At 32.8% G+C, this 17,192-nt stretch carries 19 protein-coding genes; 7 read left to right on the top strand and 12 right to left on the bottom strand.

Annotated features, from left to right (window positions below; all coding sequences use genetic code 11):
* Nucleotides 1–44: 44 nt before the first annotated feature.
* From ACUXVC_RS08750 to ACUXVC_RS08740, 3 genes are all read right to left on the bottom strand, one after another.
* Nucleotides 45–857, bottom strand: a complete 813-nt coding sequence (locus ACUXVC_RS08750) for a M56 family metallopeptidase (protein WP_098127813.1) — start codon at nucleotides 855–857, stop codon at nucleotides 45–47.
* A 4-nt stretch (nucleotides 858–861) separates the two neighbouring features.
* Complete coding sequence (locus tag ACUXVC_RS08745; protein WP_000495053.1) at nucleotides 862–1,275, bottom strand: BlaI/MecI/CopY family transcriptional regulator; 414 nt, start codon at nucleotides 1,273–1,275, stop codon at nucleotides 862–864.
* A gap of 107 nt (nucleotides 1,276–1,382) precedes the next feature.
* On the bottom strand, nucleotides 1,383–1,781 hold the full coding sequence (locus tag ACUXVC_RS08740; protein ID WP_000347529.1) for a DUF3942 family protein: 399 nt from the start codon (nucleotides 1,779–1,781) through the stop codon (nucleotides 1,383–1,385).
* 392 nt (nucleotides 1,782–2,173) lie between these two features.
* On the opposite strand from ACUXVC_RS08740, the gene ACUXVC_RS08735 reads away from it, so the two are divergent.
* Nucleotides 2,174–2,872, top strand: coding sequence for a peptidase E (locus ACUXVC_RS08735; protein WP_000762116.1), 699 nt, complete (start codon nucleotides 2,174–2,176; stop codon nucleotides 2,870–2,872).
* A gap of 57 nt (nucleotides 2,873–2,929) precedes the next feature.
* On the opposite strand, the gene ACUXVC_RS08730 is transcribed toward ACUXVC_RS08735, so the two are convergent.
* From ACUXVC_RS08730 to ACUXVC_RS08720, 3 genes are all read right to left on the bottom strand, one after another.
* The gene (locus ACUXVC_RS08730) at nucleotides 2,930–4,339 is read right to left on the bottom strand and encodes an MATE family efflux transporter (RefSeq protein ID WP_000804127.1); all 1,410 of its coding nucleotides are present in this window, start codon (nucleotides 4,337–4,339) and stop codon (nucleotides 2,930–2,932) included.
* A gap of 97 nt (nucleotides 4,340–4,436) precedes the next feature.
* On the bottom strand, nucleotides 4,437–5,201 hold the full coding sequence (locus ACUXVC_RS08725) for a DUF2087 domain-containing protein (protein WP_001280271.1): 765 nt from the start codon (nucleotides 5,199–5,201) through the stop codon (nucleotides 4,437–4,439).
* Between the two features lie 365 nt (nucleotides 5,202–5,566).
* A complete protein-coding gene (locus ACUXVC_RS08720; RefSeq protein ID WP_000221432.1) occupies nucleotides 5,567–5,728 on the bottom strand; it encodes a hypothetical protein in 162 nt (53 codons plus the stop codon).
* Between the two features lie 163 nt (nucleotides 5,729–5,891).
* Here ACUXVC_RS08720 and ACUXVC_RS08715 point away from each other — a divergent pair, with 163 nt between their 5' ends.
* Entirely contained in the window at nucleotides 5,892–6,314 is a 423-nt protein-coding gene (locus ACUXVC_RS08715) for a PH domain-containing protein (RefSeq protein WP_144465377.1), read from the top strand.
* A 95-nt stretch (nucleotides 6,315–6,409) separates the two neighbouring features.
* On the opposite strand, the gene fumC is transcribed toward ACUXVC_RS08715, so the two are convergent.
* Complete coding sequence (gene fumC / locus ACUXVC_RS08710) at nucleotides 6,410–7,798, bottom strand: class II fumarate hydratase (RefSeq protein ID WP_000456608.1); 1,389 nt, start codon at nucleotides 7,796–7,798, stop codon at nucleotides 6,410–6,412.
* Between the two features lie 191 nt (nucleotides 7,799–7,989).
* Between fumC and ACUXVC_RS08705 the strand changes: the two genes are divergently transcribed.
* Together ACUXVC_RS08705 and ACUXVC_RS08700 are read left to right on the top strand one after the other, a co-directional pair.
* Complete coding sequence (locus tag ACUXVC_RS08705; protein ID WP_000759552.1) at nucleotides 7,990–8,700, top strand: SDR family NAD(P)-dependent oxidoreductase; 711 nt, start codon at nucleotides 7,990–7,992, stop codon at nucleotides 8,698–8,700.
* Between the two features lie 16 nt (nucleotides 8,701–8,716).
* Nucleotides 8,717–9,097 (top strand): MerR family transcriptional regulator, encoded by a 381-nt coding sequence (locus ACUXVC_RS08700; RefSeq protein WP_002153132.1) that lies wholly within the window; start codon nucleotides 8,717–8,719, stop codon nucleotides 9,095–9,097.
* A gap of 38 nt (nucleotides 9,098–9,135) precedes the next feature.
* Here ACUXVC_RS08700 and nhaC read toward each other — a convergent pair whose 3' ends face one another.
* The 4 genes from nhaC to ACUXVC_RS08680 all read right to left on the bottom strand — a co-directional run bounded on the left by nhaC (nucleotide 9,136) and on the right by ACUXVC_RS08680 (nucleotide 13,674).
* Nucleotides 9,136–10,539 carry a Na+/H+ antiporter NhaC gene (gene nhaC, locus ACUXVC_RS08695; RefSeq protein WP_000843986.1) on the bottom strand — a complete coding sequence of 468 codons (1,404 nt, stop codon included), beginning with the start codon at nucleotides 10,537–10,539 and terminating at the stop codon, nucleotides 9,136–9,138.
* A gap of 463 nt (nucleotides 10,540–11,002) precedes the next feature.
* Nucleotides 11,003–11,662: a class I SAM-dependent methyltransferase gene (locus ACUXVC_RS08690; protein ID WP_065224052.1), complete on the bottom strand. Its 660-nt coding sequence runs from the start codon at nucleotides 11,660–11,662 to the stop codon at nucleotides 11,003–11,005.
* Between the two features lie 115 nt (nucleotides 11,663–11,777).
* Nucleotides 11,778–12,668 (bottom strand): TIGR03943 family putative permease subunit, encoded by an 891-nt coding sequence (locus ACUXVC_RS08685; protein ID WP_098128012.1) that lies wholly within the window; start codon nucleotides 12,666–12,668, stop codon nucleotides 11,778–11,780.
* 13 nt (nucleotides 12,669–12,681) lie between these two features.
* On the bottom strand, nucleotides 12,682–13,674 hold the full coding sequence (locus ACUXVC_RS08680; RefSeq protein ID WP_186313192.1) for a permease: 993 nt from the start codon (nucleotides 13,672–13,674) through the stop codon (nucleotides 12,682–12,684).
* 168 nt (nucleotides 13,675–13,842) lie between these two features.
* On the opposite strand from ACUXVC_RS08680, the gene ACUXVC_RS08675 reads away from it, so the two are divergent.
* On the top strand, nucleotides 13,843–15,030 hold the full coding sequence (locus tag ACUXVC_RS08675; RefSeq protein WP_000757668.1) for a GTP-binding protein: 1,188 nt from the start codon (nucleotides 13,843–13,845) through the stop codon (nucleotides 15,028–15,030).
* Nucleotides 15,031–15,065: 35 nt separating this feature from the next.
* Here ACUXVC_RS08675 and ACUXVC_RS08670 read toward each other — a convergent pair whose 3' ends face one another.
* Nucleotides 15,066–15,377 carry a DUF3784 domain-containing protein gene (locus ACUXVC_RS08670; protein WP_061660317.1) on the bottom strand — a complete coding sequence of 104 codons (312 nt, stop codon included), beginning with the start codon at nucleotides 15,375–15,377 and terminating at the stop codon, nucleotides 15,066–15,068.
* A gap of 135 nt (nucleotides 15,378–15,512) precedes the next feature.
* On the opposite strand from ACUXVC_RS08670, the gene ACUXVC_RS08665 reads away from it, so the two are divergent.
* Entirely contained in the window at nucleotides 15,513–16,478 is a 966-nt protein-coding gene (locus tag ACUXVC_RS08665; RefSeq protein WP_144465375.1) for a DMT family transporter, read from the top strand.
* 16 nt (nucleotides 16,479–16,494) lie between these two features.
* Nucleotides 16,495–17,166: a GntR family transcriptional regulator gene (locus ACUXVC_RS08660; protein ID WP_002023787.1), complete on the top strand. Its 672-nt coding sequence runs from the start codon at nucleotides 16,495–16,497 to the stop codon at nucleotides 17,164–17,166.
* Nucleotides 17,167–17,192 lie beyond the last annotated feature (26 nt).

Below are 17,192 nucleotides of genomic sequence, written 5' to 3'. Positions count from 1 at the left end.
CCTAAAACACTACAATGAGTAGTGTTTATTCTTAAAAAAAGAGGCTATATGCACTCTCCGACAATAAGTACAACCGACATACAGAATAAACCTACTGTTACATATCCCGAATTCGTATGTAACGGAATAGTAAGCTTAACAACCTTTTCATTTAACACTTGCTCGATTCGTAAATTTATTGCTATTTTTGCAAATAAAGCTGTAACACATCGATTTTCCATTGTCTTTATTTTAATTAATTTTAATAACGCGCTACCTAACTCAAGTGAGGATTCCATTTTTTGCATCGCATATTTATCAGCAGCTAGTTCCTGATACGTATGATATCGCTGTAACAACCCTTTTAATATCGGTATGTACATCATTCCTTCTGCTAATAGCGTAAAACAAAATAATTTTAGCGGATCCCAATTCTTTTGATGATATTCTTCATGGAAAATAATTGCATCCATTTCTTCATCTGAAAATGTTTGAAGCATCCCTTCTGACATGACAACTTTCGGACGAAATAGCCCAATTGTAAATGCCGCAACTTCCGTAGTCGGCAATATATATATTTGTTTTCCTTTTCGGACGAAAGGGATAAGTACTTTTTGTAATTTTTTACTATAGAAAAATTGTCGCCAAATTCTTTTGCACACGATTAATACAGTAAGTAATAATAATCCAGCGATTATTATACGAATCAGCGATAATTCTTTCATATGTTTTTCTAACTGGAACAAGCAAAATTTTGAAAGAAGGAACATCTTATTTTGAAACAGAAATGGATATGTAACGTAATACAGTAACAAGCTGAAAAAGAGGGTACTAACAATTACTGCTAACAATACGATTTTACGCATTTGCCATTTCATTTCATTAATCCTCTCTTTTTAACTGACTCAATTTGTCTTCTAACTTTTTTATTAAAGTCGGATCAGCCTGCTCTAACTCATCTAACATATGATTTACAACTAAATCTCCAAATTCCCCCATCAATTCCTGTGTCATTTTCTTCGTTTGATTGGATAAGAATTCTTCTTTCGTTTGTACAGCACGATATATGCCACTTCTTTTCACAGTCTGTTTTTCTAAGTGTAATTTCTCTACTAACCTGTTCATAACTGTCATAACAGTGTTAAAATTCACAGGTGATTCTTCACTTAATTTCTGCTGCACTTCTTTAATCGTAATACCATCGCTAGACCAAACAATCTCCATAATTTTTGCTTCAAGCGGTCCAAAGAAATGATTTAACCCGTGCTCATTTAACTTATAGTTTTGAGTAAACATTGTACAACTCCTTTCACACTACGAATTGTAGTATAAATTAAATGAAAGGTCAAACGTAAATGATATATACGAAAATTAACTACCTATAAATACATAGGCTATTCCATTCATTTTAAACCTAATTTTTCTCCAAATGTATCAAAAAGGTACTGCTCTAATATTTGTACACTAAACTTCTCATTACGCCCAAGGGCAAATAATTCCCGATCTTTCGCTACGATAGTATCTAACGGAATAACTACATTATCCACTATTTTTACAATTTCGATTATATTACTTTTCACATTCACTTCTGTTTTAAATTCAACGTTTTCTAACACTATATGTGAACGTCTTCCTGATGCAAAAAAAGTAAAATTAGGATTTTTAACAACGCCAATTTCAGTCTCTAACGCATATAAATAGTGAAAAATTACATCTCTATGTCCATCTTTTATTATTTTTTCATCCTTCTCATCGTCTAAGTATTCTTTCAGCTTCGTTGTAAATTCAAATCGAAAATCCACTTTTTTCACGCTCCTTCTTTGTATTTCATATTAAATAAATATATTGAAATAATTTTACCATATTGTAATAAAACTTCCTATTAAAAGTAAAAACTGTTTTAGAAAATCGCTATTATTTCCGATACCCTTTTAAAATATAAGTATAAATTCAATATGAATGAATGCGTCATTATATCTATTTAAACATATTTTTTCCATATTTTGAAACATTAGTATGAAATATTATATATCAATGAATGGTTTCTAATGCATTGTTATATATAGTCAGTAGTTTCTTTACTATTCCGATATACTTAAGCTATATTTTCTAATTATTGATTACATTACGGAAGGAATGTAACTCTCTTCTATCGAATTTTTATATAACAAAAATGATTAGGTGGTGCTTTACTATGAAATTAGCTGTCATTGGTGGCGGTGATTTACAAGATTCAAATCACTTGCCTATTAATGAACGCCTTATAGAATTAACAAATAAACAGTACCCAAAAATATTGTTTATTCCAACGGCTAGTCATGATGATGAAAGCTATATAAAATTATTTTTAGACACGTTTGAAAAACAATTACATTGTGAAGTACAAATTTTACGTACTACAACAGATTCACCTTCTAAGTATGAAATAGACGAGATGATTCATTCAGCCGATTTAATTTATCTAGGTGGCGGGAACTATATTCACATGCTTACGCAATGGAAAGAACATAGACTCGATGAAAAATTATTATTGGCTCTGCAACAAGGAACACTTATTGCTGGTTATAGCGCTGGTGCTATGTGTTGGTTCACGTCTAGTATCCGATCAGATTATGAAGGTTCTGGTTATATAGAAAGTAACGGATGGGGTATTGTTAATAAAAGATTTTGTCCACATTATAATCAATTAAACAGAATGAACGCCTTCCATTCCTTTTTACAAAATCATCAAGGGAATATAGAAGGAATTGCACTCGAGGATAATTGCGCTTTATATATTACAGAAGAATCCTTTGAGATTATCGGTGAACCGGAAAAAGCGTGGGAGTTTTATATGAGTGATAAAACACTCATTAGACAACATTTTGATATCACTTTAAAAAGCTATTTGTAAACCTGCACTTACGAAAAAATGTCCCTAAGTCTAATAACTTAGGGACATTTTTTCTATTTAACTAACTAATCGTGTAATTCGTTTCTTTTGCCATGAAAGCTTATAATATGCATACTGTAATATTAAGCTGACAATAAATGCTGCTGGATACCCGATCCAGATGCCTTCTATTCCAAGACTTGTATGGTAAGAAAGATAATATGCTACGGGTACTTCTACAAGCCAAATTGAAACAACTCCAATAACAGTTGGCCAAAGTACTGTACCGCTCGCTCGCATTGTCGCACTAATAATTTGTGCATGACCGAAAATTAAATAACTCCATAACGTAATCATAACTAAGCTATGAGCAATTTCAATTGTAGTTTGACTCGTTAAAAATAGTGATAAGATGTCTCTTGAGAATAAGTAAATAAGAGATATTAACACACCACCGATGACGTAGTTCATAATAATTCCGGCCTTCACAACTTTTTGCAATCGATCAAATTGATTCGCACCAATCGATTGTGCTGCAAAAATGGAAACTGTAATACCAAGGCTAACTGCTGGCATTTGTACATAACTTGCAACTTGATTCACAACGCCGTAAGCAGCTGTTGCATCCGAACCGTAACGATTTACAAATGCGATTACGGCAATCTCAGATAATGATACTAATATCATATTTATACTTGCTGGTATACCGAGCCTTAGCAATAGCTTTAATAACTCCCCATCCATTCGAAGGTATTTTCTAACCGTGCCATCTAGTTGTAATGGGTGATTTTTCTTCTTTAAATACACAAGCATGACAATAAACGTAATAACTGTAGATATAACAGATGCATAGGCCGCTCCATACACATCTAATTTCGGAGCTCCTAACCATCCAAAAATAAGAACTGGTAATAAAATCATATTTAGCGCTGTACTTACAATTAAAAAGTAAAATGGCGTTTTAGAATCTCCTGTACCTCTCATAAATGTTGTATATGCGAAATATAAAAATAATACTGGCATCGATATAAATAAAATCCGTGCATAATGTACACTTATTTCAATAATATTTTCTGGCGTTCCCATTAGACGCATAATATCCATCGCAAAAATACTGCCTATTATCGCCAACACAACTCCAATAATAAAGGTAAACGTCAACGTCGTACCAACGATAGCTTTTAAACGATCTTCGTTTTTAGCACCAAACGCCTGACCAATTAAAATAGAGCTTCCTGAACCGATACCAATTACAAATGAAACGAGCAAGAAAAATAATGGGAAGAATGCTGATATAGCCGCTAAATCATTAACTCCAAGCCATCTTCCTACTACTACCATACCAAATAATTGTCCAACTGATTGTAGTACATTACTTAATAATAACGGTACTAAAAACATCGACATCGATTTCCAAATCGGTTTACTCTCACTTTCCAACTTATGTGACTCCGCACCTTCTTTATTGTTATCTGCAGGTGGTTTCAAATTTCATTTCTCCTTTTATTAAACATCTATTTTCAATCTCTATCTCTTTGTATAGTTGTTATAATACTGTGCTTCTATTCATTTTCTTTTCGTATGATTATAACTTCACCCAATATTGACTTCCATCGGCTGTTCGATCTAAAAATCCATATTCGATTAAATATCTTCTTAATGTTACAAAATCAGGGTATACATTTTCTATCACTGTATTTACTTCTTTTTCAGTATACTTTTTATTACTATCAAACTTCTTCACTAAATGGCGCAATATAATTAATTTACGCTTTTGTTTCTTCGGAAATTTAGAGAGAGGTCCATCTAATCCTTCTGTAAAATGAGCTTTTAATACTTCATCATTTTCTTCTTCCGTAATATTGTATCGATCATCCACCATCGTTGCTGTTCTATGAATTGGCACAAATTTCGTTTGTACTTTTGATTTTTCTTCTGATAATTCCATTAGCGCTAAAAATACTTTTGCTTGCTTCATTTTCTCTCGCAGTGTAAATCGATGATTACGAATTGTTGATGTACTTCCGCCATCCATTTCTTTTACAATTTCTTTATCATTCAGTCCCATATGGAAAAACTGAACCATTTTCTTTTGTAAATCCGTTAAACCAGTAAATTTCTTATCCATATTTAACAAATAATCAAACATAGACGTATGCTCATTTTGAATATGCAATTGGACGAACTTCTCTGCTTCATACAAAATTTGGTTATCTTGATAAATAACACCTTTAATAAATGTTTCACCACAAGCTAAGCAAATGTACTCCTCTTTTTCTTCATCAAACACATACCCTTTCTTTAATTCCTCTATTGACGCATCCCAAAACTTCTCTGAAATATCGCTCATACTAAACACTCCTTTAAAATGTTTATTTAAAACCAAACAAATCAGTATAACGTTTACTATCACTTCACCATCTTATCACAACGCAAACAAACATTTCAATGTTTCGTTTACCCATTTTATAAACTTTTATAAAAACATCTAACAAAAGGGTTTAATACAAAGAAAAGCGAATATGTTTATACAAATTCATTTTATAGGATGTGAAATAGAACATAAATATTCTTCAAGACCCTTAGTTTACCGATAAACAAATTGCACAGAATACATATGCGATTAGTGAATATGGAACTGGTATTCACTCATTCCAAAACTTCAGTATTCAATTTTAACTACAAAAAAGATGTTTTCGTATAAGAAAACATCCTTTACTTTTTATATATTCTATTTACAGTCTCTACTAAAACCTTACTTGCTTGTACAAATGTATGCTTTCGATTTCTATCTTCAACAAATTTATTAGCACAACTACTCATAATCATCATACAACTAATTATGACTAACGCTATCTTTCTATTCTTGTAAGTCACTTCATGCCACTCCACTATTACAAAACTTCTTTTGAATTTATCCCATCAAGAAATTTTACATGAATAATAAAACGTGCGAATATGCAATTCTGCATATTCACACGTTTTATCACAATGTTATGATTTAATTTAGTTAAAGAACAAGTATACCGAGGTGACTAACTTGAAGTTTAAAGCGAAAAAAAATCCATTCCACGTCATTTTCATTACATTATTTATAATTATTTTTTTCGTTTCGTTATTCTTCCAAAATGAAAATTCTATTTTTTTCACTCTCATGATGCTATTAAATATCGTGAATCTTTCTTCATTCTATTTCTCTCACTACAACGTAACGGAATCATCTCTTGTTGTAAAACACGGTTTCATAATTCGTACTGAAATCCCATTTAAAGACATTCGTCATATTAAGTACTCTGGCAAAAAACTTCGTTCAAAAAAATGGACGAGGCAACAATTAGAAATTAATTATAATTTATTTGACTCAGTGACCACTTTCGTACCACAAGAAGAAGAAAAATTCATTTCACTCTTAAAAGAGAACTGCCCACAGATGAAAGTAATGAATACGCCTGCTAACAAATAATATATTTTGAAGCTTGCATTATTGTAAGTAGATGAAACTTAAAAATGAACATCAAAAAAGCCAAGATTCTATACTAAAAATCTTGGCTTTTTCTATTACTCTTTTGGAGCAATCATTTTCTTTGGATCTACAATTTCATCAAATTGCTCTTCTGTTAGTAGCCCAGATTGCAATGCTGCTTCTTTTAAAGTTAATCCTTCTTTATGAGCATGCTTCGCAATTTTCGCTGCATTTTCATATCCGATATGTGGGTTTAGCGCTGTTACAAGCATTAGTGAACGATTCACATTTTCATTAATTACTTCTTCATCTGCTTCAATACCAACTGCACAATTGTCATTAAACGAAACAATTGCATCCGCTAATAAGTGAGCTGATTGTAAGAAGTTATAAGCAATAACAGGTTTAAATACATTTAACTCAAAGTTACCTTGGCTCGCAGCAAATCCGATTGTTGCATCATTCCCCATTACTTGCGCTACAACCATCGTTAACGCTTCACTTTGCGTTGGATTTACTTTACCTGGCATAATAGAGCTTCCCGGTTCATTTGCTGGAATAATAATTTCTCCAAGACCACTACGTGGACCACTTGCAAGCCAACGTACATCGTTAGCGATCTTCATTAGATCCGCAGCTAATGCTTTTAATGCACCGTGAGTATATACAACTTCATCATGGCTCGTTAATGCATGGAACTTATTTGGTGCAGAAACAAATTGTTTACCTGTAAATTGACTAATTTCCTCTGATACCATCTCACCAAATTTAGGATGAGCATTAATACCTGTTCCAACCGCAGTTCCACCAATTGCTAACTCTTTCATATATGTATTGCTCTCTGCAATCATACGCTCTGTTTTTTCAAGCATACGGTGCCATCCGCTAATTTCTTGCCCTAAAGTTAACGGCGTTGCATCTTGTAAATGTGTACGACCAATTTTTATAATATGTTCAAATGCAGTTACTTTTTCTGCTAAAGTTTCTTTTAATTTCGTAATTGCTGGTAATACGTGATTTTCTACTGCGATTACACAAGCTACATGAAGCGCCGTTGGAAATGTATCATTTGAACTTTGTGACATGTTCACATCATCATTCGGATGAATATGTACGTCAGATCCCTTCTCTTTCAAAATTTGATTCCCACGATTTGCAATTACTTCATTCACATTCATGTTTGACTGTGTACCACTACCTGTTTGCCATACGACAAGCGGAAAATGTTCATTCCATTTCCCTGCAATCACTTCATCCGCAGCTTCTACAATTGCTTCTGCTTTTTCTTCTGATAGCTTTCCTAATTTTTGATTGCTAAGCGCTGCACTCTTCTTTAAAATTGCAAATGCTTTTACAATTTCAAGCGGCATTTGCTCTGTTCCAATTGGAAAGTTTTCTTTACTACGTTGTGTTTGTGCTGCCCATAATTTATCAGCTGGAACTTTTATTTCTCCTAATGTATCTCTTTCAATTCTGTACTCCATGTTTTCATCCCCTTGAAAATATAATACCTACATCTCTTATAATAACAGACTTTCTCTTAAATGATAAGAATTCTCACTCTTATATATAGATATTCTATATTTATTTTAAAAAATTCCTCTTGACCTAAACTTAAGTTTAGGCTGTATCCTTTCCATTGTAACCTACTATAACACTACTGGAGGAATTCAATATGAAAAAATATGCTTTTATAACAGGTGCGAATAAAGGAATTGGATATGAACTTGTTCGTCAATTAGCAGAAAAAGATTATCACGTATTTTTAGGTGCTCGTAATGAACAACTTGGACAACAAGCCGTAGAATCTTTAAATGTTTCAAACGTTTCCTATATTCAAGTAGATATTTCAAATTCACAATCCATTCAAGAAGCAACAAAGAAAATTTACGAAACGACTGACCACTTACATTTATTAATTAATAACGCAGGCATAGCGCTAGACTTCAATACGCTACCTAGTGAATTAAATATTGAAACTTTACGCCAAGGATTTGAAGTTAACTTTTTTGGAACTTTCCAAATGATGCAAGCCTTTTTACCATTATTAAAGAAATCAAGCAACAGTAAAATCATAAATGTAACAACTGACATGGCCTCACTAACAATGTTTGCTAATGGTGAAACACATCCAATTAATACACTAGGATATAATTCTTCCAAAACAGCTATTAATGCTTTAACATTAGCTTTTAGTAAAGAATTTGCCACTAACGGTCCAGAAGTATTTGGAGTAACTCCTGGTTTTACAACTACGGATCTTAATGGAAATTCCCCCGGTGGCCATACAACCACTGAAAGTGCTAAAATTATTATTAAATATGCATTAAGTGAAACAAACTATAATGGTAAAATATTTAACAAAGATGGCATTATACCTTGGTAATAAAAGGATGAATGATATGTATTATACAATTGGGCAAGTCGCCAAAATGCAACACTTAACTATTTCTCAAATACGTTATTACGATAAACAAGGACTGTTTCCTTTTCTGCAAAGAAACGAAAAAGGAGATCGAGTTTTTGATGAAGAAGCACTGAAATATTTAGAGATGATTTTGTGTTTAAAAAACACTGGTATGCCAATTCAAAAAATAAAACAATTTATCGACTGGTCTATGGAAGGAGAATCTACCATCCTTCAAAGGTTAGAATTAATGAAACAACAGGAGACCAATGTCTTACAGCTCATTCAAGACACTGAAAAAAACTTAAAAAAGATACAACAAAAAATTGCTAAATATGAGAATGAAATAACTTCAGAAAATGCTATTAAAAAATAAAAATCACCTTCTACATATTGTAGAAGGTGATTTTTATTTTATGATGCTTGCTTTCCTTTATCTGCATCATCTACATACCAGATGAATTTGCCTGTATATCCATAAATAACTGCTAAAATTAACGATACGAAGCTTAACCACATAAACGGAACGTATGAAAACGTTGCTACACCCAAAATACCAGCCATAAAAATACCATTATCAGACCATGGAACCATACCTGAAGTTAACGTTCCACCTACTTCTGAGTTACGCGCTAATACACGACGGTCTATTTTTAATTTATCATAGCTATCTTCCATAATTTTTGGTGTTAAAATTAGTGATACATACATCGCACAACCAAATATATTAGCTAAGAATGCCACGATTAATGTAGACAATGTTACATTACCTGCAGAATTTAATTTCTTCTCAAATTTTGATACGATTACTTTTAAAACACCTAGTTTTTCAAGTAATCCACCAAATCCTAAACCGAAAATAATAACGGCTACTGAGCCAAGCATGCCGTTAATTCCACCACGGTTTAATAACTTGTCAACAAACTCAACACCAGATTGAATTGAGAATCCGTTATAAGCTGTTCCAATCGCCTCTCCAAAGTTCATCCCTTGGAAAAGAGTTGCCCAAATTGCACCAATTAAAGCTCCCATTGCAATTGTTGGCATAGACGGTTTCTTCATCGCTAATAGAACGATAACAATGACCGCTGGAATAAGCATCCATATTTTAATATCAAATTGCTTTAATAAAGCTTCTTTTAAAAATTCTACTCGATTCAAATCTACATTATCGCCGCCATACATCCAACCAGCTACAGTAAACATAATACTAGTAATAATATAAGCCGGAACATCTAATACGAGCATAGCTCGAACGTGAGCAATAACATCTACTTTCGCCATAGAAGCTGCAAGAACTGTGCTATCAGAAAGTGGTGATAATTTGTCGCCGAAATAAGCTCCTGAAAGAACTGCACCAGCAACAAGCGGAAGTGGTAAACCAAGTCCTTCACCAATCGCCATCATAGCAATACCTGCTGTTCCCACTGTTCCCCAAGACGTTCCTGTTGCGATAGAAGTTATAGAACAAATAATTAATGTTGCTAATAGGAATATGCTAGGGTGAATAAATTCTAATCCATAATAGATTAATGTTGGTACTACCCCACCAGCAATCCACGTTCCAATTAAAGCACCTACTGCAACTAAAATCAGTATTGCTTCTAATCCGTTAGAAATCCCTTTCGTAATTGCATCTTGCAATTCTTGATAACGAAATCCTAATCTTAATCCAAGCGCAATTACTAAAAACCATGAAATAAATAGCGCTAATTGAATTGGGAGATCAAAAATCGTTTGGAAGGAAAAGACAACAGCAAGAAATAGTAATAAAAGAACTATGATTTCTAGCATCGATGGTAATCTTACACTTTTCATTTTTTTCTCTCCTTACAAGTCGATAACATGACGTATGTCGTCTTACATGTATGTAATATACAATTAGCGAAGACAAAACAAAATTTTCATATTATTTCGATTTATTTTTCCAGTATAATATATTCACAACCCTTTCTATTGTAAAAGTAGATTACGTTTTTCGCAATGAAAAATATAAAAAATGTTGTATTTTTATTTATCCCGATATTTTCGGTCAATAAGACCCTTGTATCAAAATTTAGTAAGTGCAAAGTACCTAGTTAAGAAATTAACTACTGTAAAATCCCGGATTGATATGAACGTATTAAAGCTTCACTTTATTTACAAGGAACAATCCCATACTAACTTTTTTAATATTTGCTGCAACAAAACTTTTTACAACTATCTTCACTTTTTAATTCACACCATTATTTTCCACATAAAAAATAGGGCACACATCATTAAAATGATGCATGCCCTATCTTTATTTATACATATTTTGTATTTTTTCTTTATTTTTAAGTATTTCCTCAAACTTATCACTACAACCCTTCGGAAATAACACTCCCAGTCCATATGAATGTGCAAATTGAAAATGAGGGTACTTCGCTTTTACCTCATCCCAAAACTTATATACGCCGAAATCACCACTTCTAACTTCAATATCATGAAATAATACAATACCGTTTTTCGCGACTTTCGGTAGCCATGTATTATAATCGTGAGAAACAGCTTCATACGTATGATAGCCATCAATATGCAAAAGATTTATCGTTTCATCTTGAAACCGCTCTACAGCATCATCAAAAGTAGATCGAATTAAATTTCCTATATTAAGGTAGTTATCACTCACTACTTTTTCTACTATTTGAAAAACCCCTTCTCCATATGGACCTGTATGCCCATCTCCAGCCCAAGTATCTACTGCAAAGCATTTAGTCGATAACCCTCCATCTTTTACTCCTTGACAAAAACTGAAGAAAGAAGCACCTAGATGTGTACCTAACTCAACTAAAGTTTCTGGTTTTTCAAATCGTACTAAGTCATATGCAAAATCTAAATGTCCACTCCACGCAGATTGTGACCGAATAATAGGACTAAATGTTTCAAATTCAAATGATGGTTTATGAGTAACCCAGTTCATCGCATAACTCCTTCTGCACATATTTTTAACAAACCAAATTACTCTTATCTTTATTTTTTTATCGCCTTGATTATGATTCTATTTCATGAAAATATGAAGAATTTATTCTTTTCTATTAAGGTAAAGCATCATATACATATGGGTCAGTTGGCTTATTAATTTTCTCGATTTTGTTTACTTTTACAAGTGGAAAGACTGTTCCTTTATATGTCGTTTCATCTAATAATCCTGTTATTTTCACCCATGTTTCTTCTGGAGTTTTTTCAATATTTTTCCCGGTAACAATCATCCCCCAGACTGATGCATCCGCAATACAACAAGTTATACCATATCGAGCCACTACTGCTTTATTACCCGTCACATCTTTATCCTTATATATAAACCCTAAGAATGTAATTTCTTTCCCTTTAAACCAATTAACATTTTGACCAATTACATTCATTGTTTGAACATAGTCCTTATCCTTTACTTGTAGTTTACGCTGTCCTAACATACTTTTTACTACTTGCTCTTCCGTTTTATAAGTCGTTGATAAATTTGATGTTTCTTCTGGATCAACGGATACTTCTCGCCCATCAAACTTAACCTGTTCCCCCTCTTTTTCGTTCCTTTCTAGACTTCTCGCCTGTACACTTTGATTCATACCCCTTTTTCCTGCTAAACTTCCATCTATTGTTACACTTCCAAAGAGAAAAGCACTAACTATCGGAACAACAAATAAAACATATACAACATATACAAAGAAACTTTTTATCCCTGATTTTGATGTTGTATGATGTTTACAACAATTACAATCATACTGTTTTTCTCTTCCATCTCCCAAAACTTGCACAGTACCAACAATTAAAATTACTACAAAAGCTATATACGTAAATTTGATCATTTTTGGAGCGATAAAATTATAAATATTCCCTGTTACAAGTAGCTTAAATAAGAGCATTGCTAAACCAATTAAAATAATGCCACGTATATAGCGATGATACGCCTTCTGCTCCTCTTTCTCCATTCTTTCTCACCTCCTATAACATTATGATTTGCAGGATGGTATACACAGATACAATCACAATTCCTATCAAAAAGAATACAAATCTCTTTTGAAAATATGCAAATAGCATTAACGTATTTTTCATATCAAGCATAGGCCCAAATACAAGAAATGCGAGAAGTGCCTTTACCGAGAAAACATGTCCAAAAGATGCCGCTATAAAAGCATCGGCTGCAGAGCAAATTGATAAAACATAACCAAATCCCATCATAATAAAGGGGGCAATTACTTCGTTATGTGCTACTGCATCCAGTACATTCCGATCAAAAAACGTTTGAAATACACTTGCTAAAAAAGCACCAATCAATAAATACTTACCAGTATCAAAAAACTCATCTACAATATGATTCATAACATCTTTCCAACTCTTTTTTTTGCTTGTTTGAACTGAAACCTCTACATTTTTTAAAACATTTCTTTCGCGATAGCAATAATACACAATTAGACCTATGAATAGAGCAACTAAAATTGTTATCCCAAAGCGTGCATATACAACGTAATCATTTTTTTGAAACGCATATACAGTAGATAAAAGAACAACTGGATTCATAATGGGTGCACTCAGTAAAATAACAATGCCTACATGAAGTGGTAACCCCTTTTGAATGAGCCTTCTTACAATTGGTATAATGACACATTCACACATTGGAAAAAGAACTCCCACAAATACTGCCGGAATCATTGCAACAATCGGAGATTTCGGCATTACTTTTTGAATCATATCTTCCGTCACAAACACTTGAATACATGAAGAAACAATTACCCCTAATAAAATAAAGGGTATTGCTTCAAAAATGATACTTAAAAATACTGTATTCACATTCAACCATTCCTGTGGCATATTTTTGTGCAAATTTGCTAGACTTGTAAAATCTACAAAAAATAATAAAAAGAGAAACATAGCGATAAGAGCTATGCCTACTAATTCTTTTGAAACTCTATTAAAGACCAAGCTTCTCGCCTCCATTTTATTTATATGTAAACATGTGCTTGTCCAAATGCTCCATACTACAGCACAAATTTTATAGTCTATTTCTATTCTTAAATCGTAATCATTATGATTTATTCTTGCTTTTTCTTTTCCCATCGTTTAACATAAAACGTAATCATTACGATTTAAAGGAGAGATCATTTCATGAAAAAAGTACCTATCACTGTATTAAGTGGTTTTTTAGGATCCGGAAAAACTACCTTACTACATCACATTTTGACTAATAAGAATAACTTAAAAGTAGCTGTCATCGTTAATGACATGAGCGAAGTAAACATTGATGCATCTCTTATAAAAAAGGGTGGTTTTTCACGTACGGAGGAAAAACTAGTAGAAATTCAAAATGGCTGTATTTGTTGTACACTACGAGAAGATTTAATGATAGAAGTGAATCGTCTTGTTGAAAATGGTGATATTGACTATATTATTATTGAATCTTCTGGTATAAGTGAGCCTATTCCAGTTGCTCAAACATTTACTTATACAGACGAAGTTCTTAACATTGATTTAACGAAAAATTGTCGCCTCGATACGATGGTTACAGTTGTAGATGCAAATAGGTTTTGGGATGATTTTGCAGACGGAGAAAGTTTATTAGACCGAAAACAAGCAATCGATGAGAATGATACCCGGGAAGTTATTGATTTATTAATAGATCAAATTGAGTTTGCAAACGTAATTATTCTTAATAAAATAGATTTGCTAGAAAAAGAAGATGTGATAGAGCTTCATCATTTACTAAAAAAATTAAATCCTAATGCAAAAATTCTTGAAGCTTCGTTTAGCAAAGTACCATTACAAGAAATTTTAAACACAAATCTATTTAATTATGAAGAAGCTAGTCAATCGGCCGGCTGGATACAAGAATTAAATAGTGAACATCATACACCGGAAACGGAAGAATACAGTATCAATTCCTTTGTTTACCGTCGCAAATATCCTTTCCATCCCGAGCGCCTTATGAATTGGCTAGAAAAATGGCCTTTAGATGTTGTAAGAGCGAAAGGATTCTTCTGGCTCGCATCTCGTAATAATATGATAGGGCTTCTATCTCAAGCAGGTTCCTCTATTACAATTCAAGGAGCCGGTGAATGGATAGCCGCATTACCTGAAACTGAAAGAAATCAAATGATTGCAGAAGAACCAGAAGTATTAAAAAACTGGGACGAGCGATATGGAGATCGAATAACTGAGCTCGTATTTATCGGTATTGATATGAATCGTTCTGTGATTGAACAATCATTAGATGATTGTCTATTAACAGAAAAGGAAATGGGACAAAAGTGGAATACATTTATTGATCCTATTCCGGCTTTTACTTATACTTCATAATAATTAATAAAAGGCTTCAGTAGAATGAAGCCTTTTTATTTTATAGCACTCTTATTTAATAGGTTTGCTTTAATTATAAATACAACTGTACCTAAAACAATTAATATAGCATATATGATACCAACTACATCACCTATTTTTTCTAAGCTAAGCGGTAATATTATAGTAGCAACTCCGACTATATAAGAAAATGCTCCTGAAAGCTTCGCTAATTTATTTTTATCTCCAACAAACGTTTCTTCTTGATATCCTGCTAACAAAAACAACCTCTTTTTCACATGTATTTGATACACTAAAAAAATGATAAGTAACCCAACAAATAAACAAACTAAAAATCCAGCTAACATATACTCCCCCTCCTCTACAATATTTTACTATACACAAAAAACAAATTAGAAATTTCAGTTTATTAACGAGTCATTCTGTGATATATTGCATATTGTATTCAATTTATATTTTTAGAAAGGAGAATTTTAGATCATATGGATTCAAATCGATTAAAAGGAATTATAATGGTCATAATCGGTGCTTGTTTATGGGGCTTGTCTGGTACAGCTGCACAACAACTTTTTCAATATGACAATGTTTCAACCGAATGGTTAGTTACGATCCGTTTACTTATATCTGGAATTATTTTGCTCATTATTTCCTCATTCGGAACGAGAAAAAAAGAGATATTTGGCATTTGGAAACAAAAATCTGATGCTATTAAAATGATTTTGTTTGGTCTATTCGGTATGCTTGCTGTACAGTATACGTATTTCGCTTCAATTAAAGAAGGAAATGCTGCCGTGGCAACATTATTACAATATTTAGCTCCTATATTCATCACTGTATACTTACTTTTCAAATGGAACGTTCGTCCATCAAAAATTGATTTCATTTCAATTACCCTTTCATTAGTAGGCACTTTTCTCTTACTAACAAACGGGTCTGTTCATAACTTGGCTGTTTCTACACCAGCTATTATTTGGGGTATTTTATCTGGATTATCTCTCGCTTTTTATAGTTTATATTCAAAGGAATTGTTAGAAAAATGGTCTTCCTCCGTTATCGTTGGATGGGGCATGATTATTGGGGGTATTGGTGTAACGATTGTACACTTTATTTCTACAAACGAATTCATTTTATTATCAACTATGAAATATGTAAAACTAAGTACCCTACCGCTCATCACATTTGTCGTCATTTTCGGAACACTTATTGCCTTTTATTTATACTTAGACAGCATAAGATACCTGACTCCGAAAGAAACAACATTATTTGGTTGCACAGAACCACTCGCAGCTATTATTTCTTCTGTACTTATATTGCACGTGCCATTTCAATCTTTTCAGTTATTAGGCGCTTTTTGTGTCATTGTAATGGTGCTCATCTTAAGCCAAAAGCCGGATGAAGGGAAAGAAAAATTAAAGCTTGTTCATGCAAAAAACGAAAATATACAATGAAAGGATTGAATTCACTATGCCTGTCCCTCAAAATTATAAAAAACCAGGAAGAATTTCAGCAAAATCACTCGTTTTAAATCAACTACAGAATTGGATTATTGAAGGTGTACTGAAGCCCAATGAAAAAATTAATGATGGGGAATTGGCTGAGGCACTAGGAGTAAGCAGAACACCTGTAAGGGAAGCACTTCAAATATTAGAGCTTTCTGGATTAGTGGAAATGGTACCAGGGCAAAAAACGAAAATTGCTCCTATTAAGTTAGACGACGTATCTATCATTTATGAAACGATGGCTGGTCTTCACTCTATTATAGGAAAGCAAGCTCTTCAAAACATTACAGACGCTGATATTCAACTACTTTCTGAAATAAATGATCATTTTCAGCACTCTATAGAGAAAAAAAACGCAAAACAAGCTTTAGAATTAGATATACAATTCCACAATACAATTTCTTCTATTGCTAAAAATCAATATATTGAACCCTTTCTAGAAAATATGCAACTTCACGTTTTACGTCTTGAATATTTGTTTTTCCAAAACTTTGTTCCAGCAAGTCAATCTATTGAAGAACATCACTCTATCATTCAAGCATTGCAGAAGCAGGACGAAAAACAAATGGAACAAATAATGACTCAAAACTGGCTCCGTCCCATGAAAGAAATACAAAAAATAATTTCTACGAAATAAAAAGAGAGCTGGTTACACAAAATCGT

The sequence above is a fragment of the Bacillus sp. N6 genome, from assembly GCF_052805735.1.
This window is presented reverse-complemented; position numbering and strand designations above follow the sequence as displayed.